Origin of the sequence: Acidimangrovimonas sediminis (genome assembly GCF_002871005.1) — a bacterium.
GTDB classification, from domain to species: domain Bacteria; phylum Pseudomonadota; class Alphaproteobacteria; order Rhodobacterales; family Rhodobacteraceae; genus Acidimangrovimonas; species Acidimangrovimonas sediminis.
This window is the reverse complement of the sequence record NZ_PHSN01000005.1, coordinates 126,734-142,979: the sequence shown is the minus strand read 5'-3', so window position 1 is coordinate 142,979 and position 16,246 is coordinate 126,734. Positions and strand designations below refer to the sequence as shown.

The 16,246-nt window shown below is 69.9% G+C and carries 19 protein-coding genes; 13 read left to right on the top strand and 6 right to left on the bottom strand.

What is annotated here, in order from left to right; all coding sequences use genetic code 11:
* Nucleotides 1-62 precede the first annotated feature (62 nt).
* The 3 genes from CVV76_RS05085 to CVV76_RS05075 all read left to right on the top strand — a co-directional run bounded on the left by CVV76_RS05085 (nt 63) and on the right by CVV76_RS05075 (nt 2,010).
* On the top strand, nt 63-710 hold the full coding sequence (locus CVV76_RS05085) for a CHAP domain-containing protein (protein ID WP_332888528.1): 648 nt from the start codon (nt 63-65) through the stop codon (nt 708-710).
* 290 nt (nt 711-1,000) lie between these two features.
* Nucleotides 1,001-1,600, top strand: coding sequence for an RNA polymerase sigma factor (locus tag CVV76_RS05080; RefSeq protein WP_102223556.1), 600 nt, complete (start codon nt 1,001-1,003; stop codon nt 1,598-1,600).
* 161 nt (nt 1,601-1,761) lie between these two features.
* Nucleotides 1,762-2,010 carry an anti-sigma factor family protein gene (locus CVV76_RS05075; RefSeq protein WP_102223555.1) on the top strand — a complete coding sequence of 83 codons (249 nt, stop codon included), beginning with the start codon at nt 1,762-1,764 and terminating at the stop codon, nt 2,008-2,010.
* 142 nt (nt 2,011-2,152) lie between these two features.
* On the opposite strand, the gene CVV76_RS05070 is transcribed toward CVV76_RS05075, so the two are convergent.
* Nucleotides 2,153-2,716, bottom strand: a complete 564-nt coding sequence (locus tag CVV76_RS05070) for a DoxX family protein (RefSeq protein ID WP_102223554.1) — start codon at nt 2,714-2,716, stop codon at nt 2,153-2,155.
* 147 nt (nt 2,717-2,863) lie between these two features.
* Complete coding sequence (locus tag CVV76_RS05065) at nt 2,864-3,157, bottom strand: BufA1 family periplasmic bufferin-type metallophore (RefSeq protein ID WP_102223553.1); 294 nt, start codon at nt 3,155-3,157, stop codon at nt 2,864-2,866.
* Between the two features lie 194 nt (nt 3,158-3,351).
* Between CVV76_RS05065 and bufB the strand changes: the two genes are divergently transcribed.
* Nucleotides 3,352-4,356, top strand: coding sequence for an MNIO family bufferin maturase (gene bufB, locus CVV76_RS05060; RefSeq protein ID WP_233192720.1), 1,005 nt, complete (start codon nt 3,352-3,354; stop codon nt 4,354-4,356).
* Nucleotides 4,340-5,125 (top strand): HvfC/BufC N-terminal domain-containing protein, encoded by a 786-nt coding sequence (locus tag CVV76_RS05055; protein WP_158243100.1) that lies wholly within the window; start codon nt 4,340-4,342, stop codon nt 5,123-5,125. The genes bufB and CVV76_RS05055 overlap by 17 nt, the downstream gene beginning before the upstream one ends.
* A gap of 206 nt (nt 5,126-5,331) precedes the next feature.
* Here CVV76_RS05055 and CVV76_RS05050 read toward each other — a convergent pair whose 3' ends face one another.
* Both CVV76_RS05050 and CVV76_RS05045 read right to left on the bottom strand, forming a co-directional pair.
* Nucleotides 5,332-5,553: a tautomerase family protein gene (locus CVV76_RS05050; RefSeq protein ID WP_102223551.1), complete on the bottom strand. Its 222-nt coding sequence runs from the start codon at nt 5,551-5,553 to the stop codon at nt 5,332-5,334.
* 94 nt (nt 5,554-5,647) lie between these two features.
* Nucleotides 5,648-6,385, bottom strand: a complete 738-nt coding sequence (locus tag CVV76_RS05045; protein WP_102223550.1) for an SDR family oxidoreductase — start codon at nt 6,383-6,385, stop codon at nt 5,648-5,650.
* 100 nt (nt 6,386-6,485) lie between these two features.
* On the opposite strand from CVV76_RS05045, the gene CVV76_RS05040 reads away from it, so the two are divergent.
* Together CVV76_RS05040 and CVV76_RS05035 are read left to right on the top strand one after the other, a co-directional pair.
* The gene (locus tag CVV76_RS05040; protein ID WP_102223549.1) at nt 6,486-7,376 is read left to right on the top strand and encodes a LysR family transcriptional regulator; all 891 of its coding nucleotides are present in this window, start codon (nt 6,486-6,488) and stop codon (nt 7,374-7,376) included.
* Nucleotides 7,377-7,403: 27 nt separating this feature from the next.
* The gene (locus CVV76_RS05035; RefSeq protein ID WP_146010246.1) at nt 7,404-8,084 is read left to right on the top strand and encodes a hypothetical protein; all 681 of its coding nucleotides are present in this window, start codon (nt 7,404-7,406) and stop codon (nt 8,082-8,084) included.
* Here CVV76_RS05035 and CVV76_RS05030 read toward each other — a convergent pair.
* Both CVV76_RS05030 and CVV76_RS05025 read right to left on the bottom strand, forming a co-directional pair.
* Nucleotides 8,066-9,868, bottom strand: a complete 1,803-nt coding sequence (locus CVV76_RS05030; RefSeq protein WP_102223547.1) for a gamma-glutamyltransferase family protein — start codon at nt 9,866-9,868, stop codon at nt 8,066-8,068. The genes CVV76_RS05035 and CVV76_RS05030 overlap by 19 nt on opposite strands.
* Before the next feature lie 58 nt (nt 9,869-9,926).
* Entirely contained in the window at nt 9,927-10,628 is a 702-nt protein-coding gene (locus CVV76_RS05025) for a FadR/GntR family transcriptional regulator (protein ID WP_158243099.1), read from the bottom strand.
* Between the two features lie 247 nt (nt 10,629-10,875).
* On the opposite strand from CVV76_RS05025, the gene CVV76_RS05020 reads away from it, so the two are divergent.
* From CVV76_RS05020 to CVV76_RS04995, 6 genes are all read left to right on the top strand, one after another.
* On the top strand, nt 10,876-11,826 hold the full coding sequence (locus CVV76_RS05020; protein ID WP_102223545.1) for a LysR family transcriptional regulator: 951 nt from the start codon (nt 10,876-10,878) through the stop codon (nt 11,824-11,826).
* Nucleotides 11,827-12,076: 250 nt separating this feature from the next.
* Nucleotides 12,077-13,105, top strand: a complete 1,029-nt coding sequence (gene dctP, locus CVV76_RS05015) for a TRAP transporter substrate-binding protein DctP (RefSeq protein ID WP_158243098.1) — start codon at nt 12,077-12,079, stop codon at nt 13,103-13,105.
* A 94-nt stretch (nt 13,106-13,199) separates the two neighbouring features.
* Nucleotides 13,200-13,721 carry a TRAP transporter small permease subunit gene (locus CVV76_RS05010; protein ID WP_102223543.1) on the top strand — a complete coding sequence of 174 codons (522 nt, stop codon included), beginning with the start codon at nt 13,200-13,202 and terminating at the stop codon, nt 13,719-13,721.
* Nucleotides 13,718-15,028, top strand: coding sequence for a TRAP transporter large permease (locus CVV76_RS05005; RefSeq protein WP_102223542.1), 1,311 nt, complete (start codon nt 13,718-13,720; stop codon nt 15,026-15,028). Before CVV76_RS05010 ends, CVV76_RS05005 begins: the two co-directional genes overlap by 4 nt.
* The gene (locus CVV76_RS05000; RefSeq protein WP_233192718.1) at nt 15,028-15,681 is read left to right on the top strand and encodes a glutathione S-transferase family protein; all 654 of its coding nucleotides are present in this window, start codon (nt 15,028-15,030) and stop codon (nt 15,679-15,681) included. The genes CVV76_RS05005 and CVV76_RS05000 overlap by 1 nt, the downstream gene beginning before the upstream one ends.
* On the top strand, nt 15,681-16,244 hold the full coding sequence (locus tag CVV76_RS04995) for a carboxymuconolactone decarboxylase family protein (RefSeq protein WP_102223541.1): 564 nt from the start codon (nt 15,681-15,683) through the stop codon (nt 16,242-16,244). The genes CVV76_RS05000 and CVV76_RS04995 overlap by 1 nt, the downstream gene beginning before the upstream one ends.
* Nucleotides 16,245-16,246 lie beyond the last annotated feature (2 nt).

The following is a 16,246-nucleotide window of genomic DNA, read 5'->3' as shown; positions in this document are numbered from 1 at the left end:
GGGGAGACTGAAAATTGAGACTATTTGGACCGCCCAGGCTTGGGTTGCCCTCTGTATGCCTATTGCTTCTCTTCACCGCCGCCTGTTCCGAGGTGCCCTCCGTCACGCGAGGGCCGGGGACGCCCTCGACGATCGACCCGGCTCGCCGGGCCGAGGCGGTGCAGGACGCCAAGGCGCTGCGTGCCAGGGGCAGGCGCGTGTGGTGCGTGCCCTTCGCCCGCACCGCAAGCGGCATCGACATCCGCGGCAACGCCCGCACCTGGTGGGCCCAGGCGGCGGAACGCTTTGACCGCGGCCACACGCCCAAGGTCGGCGCAGTGATGACCTTCCGCGCGACGCACACGCTGCCGCTGGGTCATGTCGCCGTCGTCTCCAAGGTCATCTCCCCGCGCGAGATTCTGGTCGATCAGGCGAACTGGCACCGCAACCGCGTGTCGCTGGGCATGGCGGTGATCGACGTGTCGGACAAGAACGACTGGTCGCGCGTCCGGGTCGAAAGCACCCCCGACCAGTTCGGCAGCGTCTACCCGGTGATGGGCTTCATCTGGTCGCCCGGCGTTCCGGTGAAGGCCCCGACGATCATGGCCTCGGCCAGCGACGCAAAGCCCGCGGACAAGACCGCAGACAGGGCCGGCGCCGAGATCGCCCGCGCCGCCGAAGTCACCCGCAACGCGCATGCGGGCGGCGAGTACCAGGTCGCCAGCCGCTGATCGCGCCTTTTCAGCCGGGCCCCTTCCAATCGGGTCCCCCCCAGCCGGGCGCCTGTTCGCCTGCCGCCGCTCCCCCCCGCGCGCAGGCCGCCGCCCGCGCCCGGTCGGGGGCACGCCCCGAAAGGCGGGCCCGCCGAAGCACCGCCACCGCCCTTCCTTGCCCGGCCCCCGCGCCAAGCAGACGCCAGGCCCCTCGCGCGCTTCACCCGATGCCCGCGACATGCAATGCTTTCCGGCAGGGGCGCCGCCCGGCCGGCTGCGGCCGCTAGCGCCGGGCCAGGGGGAGGAACATGCCCGAGGGCAGACCCGACGAGACGGATCTGGTACGGCGCCTCGCCTCTGGGGAGCGCGCGGCCTTCGAACAGGTCTATCGCCAGCACAACGCCTCGCTGATCCGGGTCGCCGCCGGCATCGTCGGCAGCCGCGCCGTGGCTGAAGAGATGGCGCAGGACACCTGGGTCGCCGTGCTGCGCAACATCTCGGGCTTCGAGGGGCGCTCCTCGCTTGCGGGATGGATCTTCACGATCCTCGTCAACCGCGCCCGCTCTCGCGCGCGGCGCGACGGCCGGATGGTGCCCCTCGACGCGGGAACAAGCGACGACGGCCTGTCAGGCGCCTTCGACGGGCACGGACACTGGGCCACGCCGCCCGACCTGTGGGAAGAGGTCACGCCGGAGCGCATCCTGGCCGGACGCGACGTGATAAGCCATGTCGCCGCCGCGATCGACGGCCTGCCCGCAGGCCAGCGCGCCGTGCTGATCCTGCGTGCGCAGGAAGGGCTCGACGCGGCCGAGGTCTGCGCCATCCTCGACCTGACCGAGGGCAACATGCGCGTCCTGTTGCACCGTGCCCGCACCGCGGTGCGCGCGGCGCTGGCGCAGCTGATGTAGGGGGCGGAGATGACGCGACCGGCCCACCACCTCGATTGCATGTCGGCAACAGCCACCTATCTTGAGGGCAAGCGCCCCTCCCGCCCGGTAACGGATCGGGCCGTGCCGAGTCTTCCCGGCGCGGCCCCCGCGAACGGGCGCCCGACAAGGAACGCGATGCGATGATGACCTGCAAGGAAGTGACCGAAAGGGCAAGCGCGCTGATTGATGGCGAGGTGGGTCTGTGGGAACGCCTGCAGATCCAGCTTCACCTCGCGATCTGCAAGGGCTGCGCGCGGTTCGTCTCGCAGATGAGGGTGACGCGGATGCTGACCGAGACCGCGCTGCCGCCGCTCCTGCCCGACAGCACCGAAAGCGCACGCATCGACGCGATCCTGACGGAGCTGCGCACGCGTCCGACCGACGGTTAGGCAACTCGTCCCCCGGACATGACGGCGCCGCCCCGCGAAGGGCGGCGTGTTTCCAGGACGGGGCGGGCGTCGGGATCAAATCCCAAACGGATCGGCTCCCATGGATCAGGCCCACACATCAGGCCTCAGGTCAGGCCCCCGGTCAGGCCCGGGCCGGAGGCGCACCCCACCGCCGGAGACGCGGCGCGATTAGCCGGTCGAGAGAGACGGCCCCGCCCCCCAGCCACAGCGGAACCGCCACGATCATCGCCCAGAGTAACCTCTGGTCAAGGATCTTGCCATAGGGATCGGCATCGAACGGCAGGCCGATCGTGGCCCCATCGACCATGTGGCCATAGACGTCGGTCAGCGACATCACGGCAAAGAAGCCCAGAAGCCCCAGCGCCGCCACGCGGGTGGCCAGCCCCGTCACCAGCATCAGCGGCAGGGCGAGCTCGGCCACCGTGCCGGCCGCCACGACGACGTGCCAGGGCCAGGCCAGCGCCGCGGCATCGTAGCCCGCGGCCTCGAACATCTTCGGCAGGATCTGGTAATAGGCGCCGTCGGTCAGGCCGCCGGGGCCGATCTTGGTCGCCGCCGACTGCAGGAAGAAGCGCAGCAGCACCGACGCAAAGACAAGGCGCGCGGCAAGCGACATCGCGCCCGCCCCGTGCAGGCGCGCCGGCGGCTGCCAGCGGAAGATCAGGGTCAGGGGATCGTACGGCATGCCGCGTCCTTTCGTGGCGGGATCTCGTGAAGGTCGGTGTCAGCCCGGTGGGCGGCGCGGGAGGGTGGCGGCGCCCCCGTCGAAGGGGCCGCCGCCGCAGGGCACAGGGGGCCCTGCCCCGCGCGGTTCCGGCGGCAGTCGCGCCGGTCAGGCCTTGGGCATGTCGCGGTCGAGCGGCTTAAGCGACCCCATGCGCCCGCCCGGAAGCTTCATGTCGGTGCAGGTGCCGGCGGGGACGAGCTTGAACTCGTTGCCCTGGTAATCGACCTTGGACGTGCCCGCGCAGGTGGTGCCGGGGCCGGCGGCACAGTCGTTCTGGCCTTTCAGCGCCACGCCGTAGCATTTCTCCTTGCCCGCGGCGGCGGCGGGGGTGGCAAGCTGGGCGCCCAGACCGGCGGACAGGGCGGCGGCGATCATCAGGCTGCGGGTGTGGATGGTCATGTCTCTGGTCCTCTCTTGAAAATGCGAAGGTCACATCGCCTTCGCAACGGTCGACCCGGCGAACGGCCCGACGTTACGCCGCCCCACGCATCCGTGATCGCACCGTAACATTCGCCCCCGCGCGTAACGGATCGCCCGCCCACGGGTCTTCTGGGTAGCCGGGCAGCCCGCCCGCCGCCCCGAGGGAGAGCCAGATGACCAACCCCACCCAGATGCCCAGCCGCACGACCGCCCGGATGACCGGCCCGAGCCACCAGCCCCCCGGCGGCGCGCCCAGTGCCCCCAGTGCCCCCCATGCCCCCGGTGCCCTGCCGCCACGGCCGGGGGTCGGGCTGAAGCCGCAGCACTACGCCGAGATCCTGGCGACCCGGCCCGACATCGGCTTTTTCGAGGTCCATGCCGAGAATTACATGGGCGCGGGCGGCCCGCCGCACCGCTACCTCGCGGCCATCGCCGAGGCCTATCCTCTCTCGCTGCACGGGGTCGGGCTGTCGATCGGCGCCGACCGCCCGCTCGACCGCGATCACCTCAACCGGCTGGCGGCGCTGATCAGGCGCTACCGCCCCGCCAGCTTTTCCGAGCATCTGGCCTGGTCGACCCATGACAGCGGCTTCCTCAACGACCTGCTGCCGCTGCCTTATACCGACGCGACGCTGGCGCGCGTGGCGGCGCATGTGGACGAGGTGCAGGACCGGCTGGGCTGCCGGATGCTCCTCGAGAACCCGACCTCCTACCTGCGCTTCGTGGAAAGCACCTGGGACGAGGTGGCGTTTCTGGCCGAGGTCGCGCGGCGCACCGGCTGCGGGCTGCTTCTGGACGTGAACAACGTGCATCTCTCGGCGGTGAACCTGGGCTTCGACGCCCGCGCCTATCTCGGGCGGTTCCCGATGGAGGCGGTGGGAGAGATCCACCTCGCGGGCTTCGCGCCCGAGACGGACGAGGCCGGGCGGCCGCTGTTGATCGACACCCATGACCGGCCGGTCGATGCAAAGGTGTGGGCCCTCTATGCCTATGCGCTTGAGCGGGCGGGGGCACGCCCCACGCTGATCGAATGGGACGAAGGGGTTCCTGACTGGTCCGTGCTCATGGCCGAGGCGGCACGGGCCGGCCGCCTGCTGGCGGCACGCGCCGGGGCGGATGCCGGGAAGGCGGGAGGGAAATCCGGGGAACGGGGGACGCGCGATGCCGCCCTTTGCTGAGCGTCTGGCGGAGTTCGGCGCGGCCCTCCTCGACCCGGAGGCGGCAGTACCGCCGGGTCTCGTCGGTCCGGACGGGCAGCCCAGCGCGCGGCGCTTCGCGGTCTACCGCAACAACGTGGCCGCGGGGCTGACCGGCGCCCTGACCGCGGCCTATCCGGCGGCCGCGCGTCTGGTAGGGGCGGACTTCTTCCGCGCCGCGGCCCGGATCTTTGCCCTGTCACACCCGCCCGACGGGCCGGTGATGGCGCGGTACGGCGCCGGGTTCGCCGCCTTCCTCGAGGGGTTTCCGCCGCTGGCAGGATATCCCTACGTGGCCTGCGTCGCACGGATCGAACGGGCCCGGCTCGTCGCCTACCACGCCCCCGAGGCGGCGCCGCTCGCCCCCGGAACGCTGGCCACGCTTGCCCCCGCCGCCCTGCCGGGCCTGCGGCTTGTGCTGCACCCCTCGGTCGGGCTGGTGCGATCGCCCTATCCGGCCGGGTCGATCTGGCAGGCGCAGCAGGACACGACGCCCGGCGCCCTCCCCGATACGGCGCTTCCTGATCCAGTCGGTCCCGAGGACGTGGTGATCGCCCGCCCCGGCGCCGAGGTCGTCTTGCGGATCCTGCCGCCGGGCGGGGCCGCCTTCCTCACCGCCTTGCAGGCGGGCGCGACCCTGGCCGACGCCGCCGAAGCCGCGCTGGCGGAGGATCCGCGCGCCGATATCGCCTCGCTCGCCGGGCTGCCGTTCGCGCTGGAGCTGGTGACCGGGCTGGGCGGGGCCCCGTAACCGGCCCCGTCACCGGTCCCATCACCGGCGGGCTGACCCTCGCCGCCGGATTTGAACCGTCGGGCCGGGTCGGCGATCCAACCCACGAAGCGCAGGATCGGCGTGACGCGTGACGGCAGTGTTCGCCACTGTCCTAGCCCCCACCGCCCGCACTCAGGGGGCCGGCAGATCATAAAGACGTGCCGGCGCCGCGTCCCTGCCGGATATCAACCCGCACGATCGGTCGCGCGATAGGCATCGGGGATGGTGAAGAGCTCATCGGCGCGGTAGTAGCCGCCGTCCTTCACCTCCTCGATCAGCACCATCGTGTACGGTCGGGCGGCCTCGGAGAGGTATTCGGCCAGGAGGTCGGTCACGCGATGGCCGATCTCGGCCTTCTGGCCCGCGCTCAGCGCCGCCTCGGGGGTCTTGATGTTGATGAAAGGCATCTCGGGTCTCCTGTTCAGGGGAAGTGACGGTGCCGCCATGCGGTGCCGGCATCGGGTCTGGAACGGTGCGGTAGCGGGGCCCGTTACCGGCCGATCAGATCACGCCGCCGTTTGCACGCAGGACCTGCCCGCTGACCCAGCCGGCCGCGTCGCTGGCAAGGAACGCCACGACCCGCGCGACATCCTCGGGGGTGCCAAGCCGGCCGAACGGGTTCATCGCCTTGATCTTCTCGACCAGCGCCTCGCTCTTGCCCTCCAGGAACAGCTCGGTCCCCACCGGGCCGGGCGCCACCGCGTTCACGGTGATCCCCTTCGGCCCCAGCTCCTTGGCCAGCACGTGGGTCAGCGCCTCGATCCCCGCCTTGGTCGCCGCATAGGGGCCATAGCCGGGCTGATACAGGCCGACGACCGAGGAGGACAGGTTCACGATCCGTCCGCCCTCGGTCAACCGCGCCGCCGCCTCGCGCATCAGCCTGGCCGGCGCGGCGAGGTTCAGCGCCAGATGCGCCTCGAGCATGGCGTCGTCGGCCTCGGCCAGCGGCGCAAGCTTCATCAGCCCGGCGTTGTTCACCAGCACATCGACCCCACCGAGCGCGGCCTCGGCCGCCTCGAACAGCGCGCGGGGCGCCGCGGGATCGGTGAGGTCGGCCTGCAGCGCCACGGCCCGTCCGCCATCCGCGGCGATCTCGGCCACCAGCGCTTCGGCCCGCCCGGGGCTGCTGGCGTAGTTGACGGCCACGGCCATCCCGTCGGCGGCAAGTTGACGGGCGATCGCGGCGCCGATCCCACGCGAGGCGCCGGTGACGAGGGCGGTCTTCTGTCTGTCGGTCATGCGATGTCCTTTCCGTTGTGATGGTGAGATAGAGCCATCGCCTGCGCCAAACAATCGCGTAGAAATTGACATCATAATTCGGATAGAACTAACAATCGATATGGACAGGCTGGACCGGCTGGAACTCTTCGCCCGCATCGTGGAAGGCGGCAGCTTCGTGCGCGCGGCGCAGGATCTGCAGGTCGCGCGCTCGACCGCGACCGAGGCGATCAAGGAACTGGAACGCGAGACCGGGGTGCGGCTGCTGGCCCGCACCACCCGCCACGTCACGCCGACGCCGGAGGGGCAGGAGTTCTATCGCCGGGCCCGCGCAATCCTCGCCGAGGTCGAGGACAGCCTCGGCGCCTTCGGTGGCGCCCTGCCGCAGGGCCACCTGAGGATCGACGCCTCGGGCCTGCTGACCCGCACCTTCCTGGTGCCACGGGTACCTGCCTTCCTCGATCGCTACCCCGGCCTCACCCTGTCGTTCAGCCAGAGCGACCGCTTCGTCGACATCGTGCGCGAAGGGGTCGATTGCGCCCTGCGCGCGGGGCATCCCGACGACAGCAGCCTGCGCCTGCGCCGCCTCGGTGCCCTGCCCGAGATCACCTGCGCCAGCCCCGCCTACCTGTCCCGGCATGGCACCCCGCAGGATATCGATGCGCTGGAAGGGCACCGGATGGTCGGGTTCGTCTCGTCGCGCACGGGCGAGGTGTTGCCGCTGGAATTCCGCCACGGCGGCGCGACGGTGATCCGGCACCTGCCGGTGGTCGTGAGCAGCGACAATTCCGACACCTGCGCGGCACTCGCCCGGCAGGGGCTGGGTCTGATCCAGGCACCCCGCTACCGGTTCGGCGAGGATCTCGCCTCGGGCGCGCTGGTCGAGGTGCTGGCCGATACCCCGCCCGAGCCGCTGCCGCTTTACGCGCTTCATGCCGGTGACCGCATGGTCTCGCGCAGGCTCGAGGTGTTCCTCGACTGGGTGAAGGCGATCTTTGCCGAGGTACTGTGACCGCGCGGCGGTGGCAGGATCTCAGCAGTGGTGACGGGCGCTCAGCGCGCAATGGTGGTGGCGGGCGCTCAGCGCGCAATGGTGGTGACGGGCGCTCAGCGCGCAATGGTGGTGGCGGGCGCTCAGCGCGCAATGGTGGTGGCGGGCGCTCAGCGCGCAATGGTGGTGGCGGGCGCTCAGCGCGCAATGGTGGTGGCGGGCGCTCAGCGCGCAATGGTGGTGGCGGGCGCTCAGCGCGCAATGGTGGTGGCGGGCGCTCAGCGCGCAATGGTGGTGGCGGGCGCTCAGCGCGCAATGGTGGTGGCGGGCGCTCAGCGCGCAATGGTGGTGGCGGGCGCTCAGCGCGCAATGGTGGTGGCGGGCGCTCAGCGCGCAATGGTGGTGGCGGGCGCTCAGCGCGCAATGGTGGTGGCGGGCGCTCAGCGCGCAATGGTGGTGGCGGGCGCTCAGCGCGCAATGGTGGTGGCGGGCGCTCAGCGCGCAATGGTGGTGGCGGGCGCTCAGCGCGCAATGGTGGTGGCGGGCGCTCAGCGCGCAATGGTGGTGGCGGGCGCTCAGCGCGCAATGGTGGTGGCGGGCGCTCAGCGCGCAATGGTGGTGGCGGGCGCTCAGCGCGCAATGGTGGTGGCGGGCGCTCAGCGCGCAATGGTGGTGGCGGGCGCTCAGCGCGCAATGGTGGTGGCGGGCGCTCAGCGCCCGACCGCATAGGCCTGCATCAGCCGCGGCGTGGCCGCCCCACGCATCAGGCCGGAGGGGTCGCGCTGTGTGGCGGTCAGCCGCCCCACAGTCCAGGGCGCGGCCACCTCGACCCGGTGACCACGGGCCCGCAGGTCGTCGATCACCTCCGCCCCCAGTGCCGGCTCGACCATCAGGTGCCCCGGCTGCACGCCGCGCGGATAGAACGAGGCCTGGAAATGCGCGGTGTGGAACAGCGGCGCATCGATCGCCGCCTGAAGGTTCGCCCCGCCCCGCATCAGCCGTAGCAGGAAGATCAGCTGCCACTGGTCCTGCTGGTCGCCACCCGGGGTGCCGAAGGCCAGCCGCGCGCCGTCGGGCCGCCGCGCCATCGACGGCGACAGCGTGGTGCGAGGACGCGCGCCCGGCGTGAGCGAGGTCGCCAGCCCCGGGTCGAGCCAGAACATCTGCGCGCGCGAATTCAGCGGAATCCCCAGCCCCGGCACCACCGGAGAGCTTTGCAGCCAGCCGCCCGAGGGCGTGGCCGAGACCATGTTGCCCCAGCGGTCGATGACGTCGATATGGACGGTATCGCCCCGTTTCTCGGTCGGGTGCTTCTCGGACAGATGCGCCATCGTCGGCTCGCCCGCGCCCACGCCCGCGGCCTCGACCTCGCGGCCCGCCCGCTCCACGGCCGCCCTGGCCCAGGCCTCGAGCCCCGCGATCGCGCCGGGCCGCTGGTCGAGTGAGGCGGTCGCGCCGATCAGCGCCGCGCGGGTGGCCGCGTACTCGGGCGACAGAAGCGTCTCCATCGGGATCGCGGCAAAGTCGGGATCGCCGTAATAGGCCTCGCGGTCGGCGAAGCTGAGCTTCATCGCCTCGGTCACCGTATGGACGAAATCCGCGCTGCCCGGGTCCATGTCGGCCAGACCGGTCCAGTCCAGCGTGCGCAGCGATTGCAGCAGGCTCGGCCCCTGCGACCAGGCGCCGGGCTTGAACACCTCCCACCCGTGGCTGTCAACCGACACCGGCGGCTCATAGCTTGCCTGCCAGCCGGCCATGTCGGCGCCCGTCAGCACGCCGCGGCGCCGTTCTCCTGCGGCATCCATGACGCAGGCCTCGCGCATCCAGCCGTCGATCGCCTCGGCGACGAAACCCTTGTAGAAGGCTGCCCGCGCCGCCTCGATCTGCGCCTCTCGGCCGCGCGCCGCCTCGGCCTCGGACAGCAGGCGGTCCCAGGTGTCGGCGAGGTCGGGGTTGCGAAACAGGGCCTCGGCGCCGGGCGCGGCGCCGCCGGGCAGCCATGTCGCCGCCGAGGTCGGCCATTCGTCGCGGAAGAACCCGGCCAGCCCGGCGATGGTGTCGGCCACGCGCGGCAGCAGCGGATGGCCATGGCGGGCGTAATGGATCGCGGGTTCCAGCACCTCGCGCAGCGGCAGGCGGCCATGGTCGCGCAGCATCAGCATCCAGCCGTCGAAGGCCCCCGGCACCACCGTGGCCAGAAGGCCCGAGCCGGGGATCATCGTCAGACCCTGGTCGCGGTAATGCGCGATGGTGGCCCCGGCCGGCGCCACGCCCTGCGCGCAGATGACGGTGGGCACGTCCTCCCCCGCCGGCCAGATCAGCGCGGGCAGATCGCCCAGCGGCCCGTTCAGGTGCGGCTCGACCACATGCAGGACAAAGGCCATGCCGGCGGCGGCATCGAACGCCGTGCCGCCCTTCTCCAGCAAGGCCATGCCGACCTGCGAGGCGATCCAGTGGGTCGAGGCGGCAACCCCGAAGGTGCCGAGGATCTCGGGGCGGGTGGTGAATGTCATGGGGCGGTCCTGATTTCCTTGCGTGTCTCGGGTCGGGCGCGGACGAAAGAGGCGGCGCTCATGCCGTGACCTCGGCCGCCGCGCTGTCGGAGGACAGGGCGACGAGGGCCCCGGCCAGCCGGCTGAGATGGGCGGTCATGGCCCGCCGCGCAGCCAGCGCGTCGCCGGCCTCGATCGCCTCGACGATGGCGCGGTGCTCGCGGTCCGAGCGTTCCAGCGACTGGGCCGAGCGGACCCGCTCGCGCAGCGCCTGCCAATCCTCGCGGACCCGCATCTCGTCGATCAGCTGGAACGCGGTCAGCAGGATCGGGTTGCCCGCCACCCGGGCGATCAGCCGGTGCAGCGCGCCGTCCCACAGTTCGGCCGTCTCGGTCACCGGCGACAGGCCGATGTGATCGACCAGCCGGCGCATCTGGTCGACATCCGTCGCCGTCGCCCGCGCCGCCGCCAGCGCTGCCAGCATCGGCTCGATGCACAGCCGCGCCTCCATGATCGACGCGCCATCGACGCCGCCGATGATGTCGGCGGCGATCTGGCCATGGGGATCGGGCGGCTGGCCGATGAACGTGCCCTTGCCCTGACGACGCCAGACCAGCCCCTCCTCCTCCAGCACGTCGAGGGCTGCCCGCAGCGCCCGCCGTCCCACGCCCAGCCGCTCTGCCAACGCGCGTTCGGTCGGCAGCTGCCCCCCCTCGCCCAGCTCGCTGGAGGTGATCAGCTTGCGCAGCTGGACAAGGGCGTTCTGGGAATCGGCGGACATGAAAGGGATCGCTCGTGAAAGGCCTGGACGGACCATTCAGAAAAAGGTTCACGCCGCTGTCAATGCGCTGCGCGGCTTTCGCTGAGAAACTTGTTGCCTGATGCCCGAGCGCACAGGAAATGGGCGGCCGTCCGGGCAGATGCAAAGGAACCGGGATCTTGCGCCAGATCTCGGCGGTTGAGCAGGACGGCCCGCGCGGGATAGAACGGGGGCCGTCTGGACGGAGGGGATCAACGGAGGGGATCAGATGCAATCTGCCGAGAGCCCGGGACCTGCCGATCCCGACTGGCAGCCGGAACTGCGCACGCTGCGCTATTTCATCTGCGTCGCCGAGGAGAAGAGCGTGACCGGCGCGGCCCGGACCCTGCGCATCGCTCAGCCCGCGCTCAGCCGCCAGATCTCGGGGCTGGAACGCGACCTCGGCTTTCCGCTTTTTCTGCGCACGCCGCGCGGGGTCGAGCTGACCGAGGCGGGCGAGATTCTGCTGGCCCGCGCCTACGCGATCATGGGCCAGATCCGGCAGGCCCGCCATGACGTCACCGCCCATGCCGACGTGCCGCGCGGCACGGTCGTGGTCGGCATGCCCCCCACCCCGGGCGAGTTCATCGCGCCGCCGCTTCTCGCCCATATCAAGGCGCATTACCCCGAGATCGAGCTGCGCTTCGTCGAGGGCTTCAGCCGTGAGCTGGAGCGCTGGCTGTCGAACGGCGAGATCAGCCTTGCGGTGATGCATGACGCCCCGATGCAGGACGACGTTCAGGTCAGCGACCTGCTGGTCGAGCAGCTCTACATGATCGGGCCGCCGGGAAAGCTCGAGAAGCCTGTCTATACCCTGGCCGAGGCGGTGACACTGCCGCTGATCATGCCGAGCCGGCCGAACTTCCTGCGGATCCTGATCGACAAGCATGCCGACGCACTCGGCCTCACGCTGAACGTGCAGCAGCGGGTCGATGGCGTATGGCACCTCAAGGCGCTGGTGCGGCAGGGGCACGGCTTTACCATGCTCACCTACGGCGGCGTGATGTCCGAGGTGCAGCAGGGTACGCTCGAAGCCGTCCCGATCGTCGATCCGCGGATGGAATGGACGCTGGGCATCGCCACCAAGCGCGACCAGCGCCGCAAGCGCACCATCCAGATCGTCGAACAGGCCGTGGAGGCGATCGTCGGCGACCTCGTCCGCCGCGGCATCTGGAAATAGCCCGGCACGCGGAGCGGCGAATGGCCCTTCGCCCCGCCCTCTCATACCGCCCTCTCATGCCGGCCCCCGCCCGTGCCGGCCCCAGCTCAGGCCGCCACATGCACGCTGCAGTCGGACCCAGACAATGGCATACCTCACAGGCATGCAAGGCATCCCTTTATAGTATTTGAATTATGCTCCTGCCTGCCGGATGGTCTGGCATGCCGGGCGGCACGGGGGAGTGCAGCGCGGAAGAACAAGGGAGGAAAAGATGAAGATCAAGGGCATTCTCGGCTTGGCGGGGCTTGCGCTGGGTGCGGCGCTGATGACGGCCGCGCCGTCGCAGGCCAAGGTCTACAAGTGGATCACCTTCAAGCCCGAGGGCGCGGGCGACGCACAGGCGGTCTCGACCAAGTGGCTGGTCAAGGAATTCGCCAAGCGCACCGGCGGCAAGGATCAGATCCAGGTCTTCTGGGGCGGCTCGGTCGCCAAGACCAAGGAGATCCCCGATGCGCTGGCCTCGGGCGTGGGCGATTTCGGAGACATCATCACGCCCTATTTTCCCGACCGCTTCCCGCTGAACAACGCCGTGGGCTTCTTCATCCCGCAGCCGAACTCCACCCTTCAGATCGGCAAGCTGATGGAGAAATGGTATGCAGAGGATCCGCAGTTCCAGCAGGAGATGGAAAAGCAGGGGATCCACGTCTTCGGCTTCCGCCCGCTCGAGGATTACGGATTGCTGTGTTCGAAGCCCGTGCATGACATCAAGGACATGAAGGGCCTGCGCATCCGCAGCTACGGCTTCGCCTACCCCGCGCTGATCAAGGCGATGGGCGCGACGCCGGTGACGATCTCCACCGCCGAGGCCTACGAAGCGCTGCAACGCCACATCATCGACTGCACCCCTATCGGCCCGGCGCTGGCGCGCGGCTGGAAGTACGACGAGGTCGCCAAGTACTACATCGAGATCCCCTTCGGCGCCTCGTTCGGGCACCTCCTGGCGATGAATCTCGACAGCTACAAGGCGATGAGCCCGGACCTGCAGAAGATCGTCGACCAGCTCGGCAAGGATTACCTGATCAAGTACAACGACCTGCTGACACAGGACGAAAAGCGCGTGCGCCAAGAGTGGAAAGGCAAGCTGGGCGTCACCGTGATCCCCTTCCCCAAGAAGGAAATGGCCGAGATCGTCAAGGATCCGGGCATCCAGTCGGTGCGCAAGGAATGGATGGCCAAGGCCAGCTCGGCCGGTCTGAGCCAGGATCAGATCGACCAGGTCGTTAAGTCGCTTCAGTTCTGAGCGCGGCCAGACGGGCCCGCCAGCGGCGGGGCCCCGGGTCCTCCGGCCCGGCGCGCCCCGCCTTTCCCTCACCTCCGGACGCCGCGAGATCCCCATGGATACACTCGTCTCCCTTCGCCATCTCTATGGCCGGCTGCTGGCCCTCTGCGGGCTGATCGCCGGGCTGATGACCTTCGCAGTCATGTGCCTCGTCTGCGCCAACGTGCTGATGCGCTACGCGTTCAACGCGCCGATCCCCGGCACGCTGGAACTGACGGAATCGGCACTGCCGATCATGATCTTCCTCTCCGTCGCGCTGACCCAGCATGGCGGCGGCCACATCAAGGTGACGCTGCTGACCCAGCACCTGTCGCCAATCCCCCGCCGCGCACTTCAGGTCTTTGCCATGGCCGCCGGCGCCGTGGTCTTCGGCTGGGCCGCCTGGGCCGGATGGGAAATGGCGATGAAGGCCTATTCCTACGGAGAACTTGAGCGCGGGGCGATCAGCTTTCCGCTCTGGCCGGTGAAGTTCGTGGTGTTCTTCGGCCTGGCCCTGCTGGCCGTGCAATTCCTTATTGATGCGGTTCTGGCCGCTCTGGGCTGGCAGTTGCCCGAAATGGCGGAGGTGCTGGAATGAGCATCGAGATCGGACTGATCGGCGTCGTCTGCCTGTTCGCGGCGATCCTCGCGGGGGTCAACGTGATGGTGGCGCTCGGCCTCGTGGGGGCCGCAGGCCTTGCCGCGATCGTGGGCTTTCACGCGGCGACCTCGATCCTTGGCACGGTGTTCTTCGACACCACGCATTCCTTCCACTTCTCGGTGATCCCGCTGTTCCTGCTCATGGGCTTCTTCGCCATGCGGGCCGGGCTGGGCGAGGACATGTTCGAGGCCACCACAAGGTGGTTGGGCAACATGCGCGGCGGGCTTGCGATCTCGACCACGCTGGGGGCGGCGGCCTTCGGCGCGGCCTCGGGCTCCTCGGTCGGCACGGCCACCGTGTTCACCAAGCTTGCGCTGCCCGAGATGCTCAACCGCGGCTACGACAAGCGCCTTGCCTCGGCCTCGATCGCCATCGCGGGGACGCTGGCGGTGATGATCCCGCCGTCGTCTCTGGTGGTGGTCTACGGCATCCTGACCGACAGCAGCATCGGCGGCCTGCTGATCGCGGGCTTCATCCCCGGCATCATCTTCGCGATCGTGCTGTGCATCGCGATCTGGCTGACCGTGGCACGCAACCCCGCCCTTGCCCCGCGCGAAGAGCAGAAATTCACGCTGCGTGAAAAGCTGGCCTCGCTGCGCCTCGCCGGTCCCCTCGTGCTGGTGATCCTGCTGATCGTGCTGGGCCTCTACCTCGGCATCTTCACGCCCACCGAGGCGGGCGCGATGGGGGCGCTCTTCACCTTCGTCCTCGCCATCATCCGGCACCGTGGCCTGAAGGGCGTGAAGCTGCGCGAGACGCTGATGGAGACGATCCACACCTCTGCAATGATCTTTGCCATCCTGATCTGCGCGCTGGTGTTCTCCAAGTTCCTCGCGCTCAGCGGGCTGGCGAACGCGATGGGCGGGTTCCTTACGGGGTTGCAGGTGAACCGCTGGGTGATCGTCGCGCTGGTGTCGCTGATCTACCTCGCGCTCGGCATGATGATGGACGCGCCGGCGCTCTTGGCGATCACCCTGCCGATCACCCACCCGGTGATGATGTCGCTGGGCTTCGACCCGATCTGGTTCGGCATCTTCGTCGTGCTCCTGGTCGAGATCGGCGCCGTCACCCCGCCCGTGGGCATCAACTGTTTCGTGGTGCAGGCTTCCTCGGGCGGGCGGGTGAAGCTGGAGGACGTGTTCCGCGGCCTCGTCCCCTTCGTGCTGGCAGGCTTCTTCATGCTGATCCTGCTCTGCATCTTCCCCGAGCTCGCGCTCTACCTTCCCAGCAGGATGGGCAACTGATGGCCGACCCGATACACACCCCGTCTCCGGACATGCCGCCACGCATGACGCTGCGCAGCTCGCTCACCTCGCCCTATGGCCGCAAGGTGCGGATCGCACTCCACGAGCTGGGCCTGCACGGGCAGGTCGAGGTGATCCATGCCGACACCCTGGACCCCGAAGACGACCTGAGGCGGCAGAACCCGCTGGGCAAGATGCCCTGCCTGATCGTCGGCGGCGAGACGCTCTACGACAGCCGCACGATCCTCGAATACCTCGACGCGCTGGCGGGGGGCGGCAGGCTTTGCCCCCGCGCCGGGACGGAGCGGTTCCGCGTGCTGACGCAGGCCGTGCTGGCCGACGGGATCACCGACGCGGGCCTCCTCATGGTCTACGAACGCCGCTTCCGCGACGAGGCCAAGGTCTCGGACCGCTGGCTGTCGCACCAGCGCGGCAAGGTGGAACGCGCCCTGTCGGTGATCCAGGCCGCGCCGCCGGACCCCGGGCGCACCGACATCGCTTCGATCTCGCTGGCCTGCGCGCTGGGATATCTCGACTGGCGCCGCCCGGTCGACTGGCGCCCCGCCTTCCCGGGCGTCGTGCGCTGGCTCGACGCCTTCGCCGCGGCCGAGCCCGCCTTTTCCGCCACCGCAAGACCGCCGGAGACCTCCTGATGACCGACTGGCCCGCACAGCGCCTCGCGCCGCCCGACCCCGCCACCCTTACCCCGCGCCAGCAGGAGATCCACGACGCCATCGCCTCGGGGCCCCGGGGCGGGGTGCGCGGACCGCTGGCGATCTGGCTGCACCGGCCCGAGCTTGCCGCCAGCGCGCAAGCGCTGGGGCGCTACTGCCGCTATGACACGACCCTGTCGCCCCGCCTGTCGGAGCTGGCGATCCTGACCATCGCGCGGATCTGGGAGGCCGAATACGAATGGTTCGCGCACAAGCCCCACGGGCTGAACGCCGGCCTGAGCGCGGAGGTGATCGAGGCGATCCGCACCGGGGCGAAGCCGCCCTTTGAGACCGAGGAGGAAGAGGTCGTCCACGCCGTCACCCTTGCCGCGCACCAGACGCGGCAGGTGCCCGATGCGCTCTATTCCCGGGCGGTCGCGGTGCTGGGCGAGGACCGCCTCGTCGATCTGGTCGGGCTGCTGGGGTATTATTCGCTTATCTCGCTGACCCTGAACATCTTCCACGTCTCGCCCCCCGACGACGCGCCGCGGGAGCTTGGCTGAGA

Excerpts from the sequence above, each read along its gene's own strand:
- CVV76_RS05075 (WP_102223555.1), top strand. The coding sequence starts at position 1,762 with ATGATGACCTGCAAGGAAGTGACCGAAAGGGCAAGCGCGCTGATTGAT.
- CVV76_RS05005 (WP_102223542.1), top strand. The coding sequence starts at position 13,718 with ATGAGCATCGAGATCGGACTGATCGGCGTCGTCTGCCTGTTCGCGGCG.
- CVV76_RS05040 (WP_102223549.1), top strand. The coding sequence starts at position 6,486 with ATGGACAGGCTGGACCGGCTGGAACTCTTCGCCCGCATCGTGGAAGGC.
- CVV76_RS04995 (WP_102223541.1), top strand. The coding sequence starts at position 15,681 with ATGACCGACTGGCCCGCACAGCGCCTCGCGCCGCCCGACCCCGCCACC.
- CVV76_RS05000 (WP_233192718.1), top strand. The coding sequence starts at position 15,028 with ATGGCCGACCCGATACACACCCCGTCTCCGGACATGCCGCCACGCATG.
- CVV76_RS05025 (WP_158243099.1), bottom strand. The coding sequence starts at position 10,628 with ATGTCCGCCGATTCCCAGAACGCCCTTGTCCAGCTGCGCAAGCTGATC.
- CVV76_RS05020 (WP_102223545.1), top strand. The coding sequence starts at position 10,876 with ATGCAATCTGCCGAGAGCCCGGGACCTGCCGATCCCGACTGGCAGCCG.
- dctP (WP_158243098.1), top strand. The coding sequence starts at position 12,077 with ATGAAGATCAAGGGCATTCTCGGCTTGGCGGGGCTTGCGCTGGGTGCG.
- CVV76_RS05050 (WP_102223551.1), bottom strand. The coding sequence starts at position 5,553 with ATGCCTTTCATCAACATCAAGACCCCCGAGGCGGCGCTGAGCGCGGGC.
- CVV76_RS05045 (WP_102223550.1), bottom strand. The coding sequence starts at position 6,385 with ATGACCGACAGACAGAAGACCGCCCTCGTCACCGGCGCCTCGCGTGGG.
- CVV76_RS05070 (WP_102223554.1), bottom strand. The coding sequence starts at position 2,716 with ATGCCGTACGATCCCCTGACCCTGATCTTCCGCTGGCAGCCGCCGGCG.
- CVV76_RS05030 (WP_102223547.1), bottom strand. The coding sequence starts at position 9,868 with ATGACATTCACCACCCGCCCCGAGATCCTCGGCACCTTCGGGGTTGCC.
- CVV76_RS05055 (WP_158243100.1), top strand. The coding sequence starts at position 4,340 with ATGCCGCCCTTTGCTGAGCGTCTGGCGGAGTTCGGCGCGGCCCTCCTC.
- bufB (WP_233192720.1), top strand. The coding sequence starts at position 3,352 with ATGACCAACCCCACCCAGATGCCCAGCCGCACGACCGCCCGGATGACC.
- CVV76_RS05080 (WP_102223556.1), top strand. The coding sequence starts at position 1,001 with ATGCCCGAGGGCAGACCCGACGAGACGGATCTGGTACGGCGCCTCGCC.
- CVV76_RS05010 (WP_102223543.1), top strand. The coding sequence starts at position 13,200 with ATGGATACACTCGTCTCCCTTCGCCATCTCTATGGCCGGCTGCTGGCC.
- CVV76_RS05065 (WP_102223553.1), bottom strand. The coding sequence starts at position 3,157 with ATGACCATCCACACCCGCAGCCTGATGATCGCCGCCGCCCTGTCCGCC.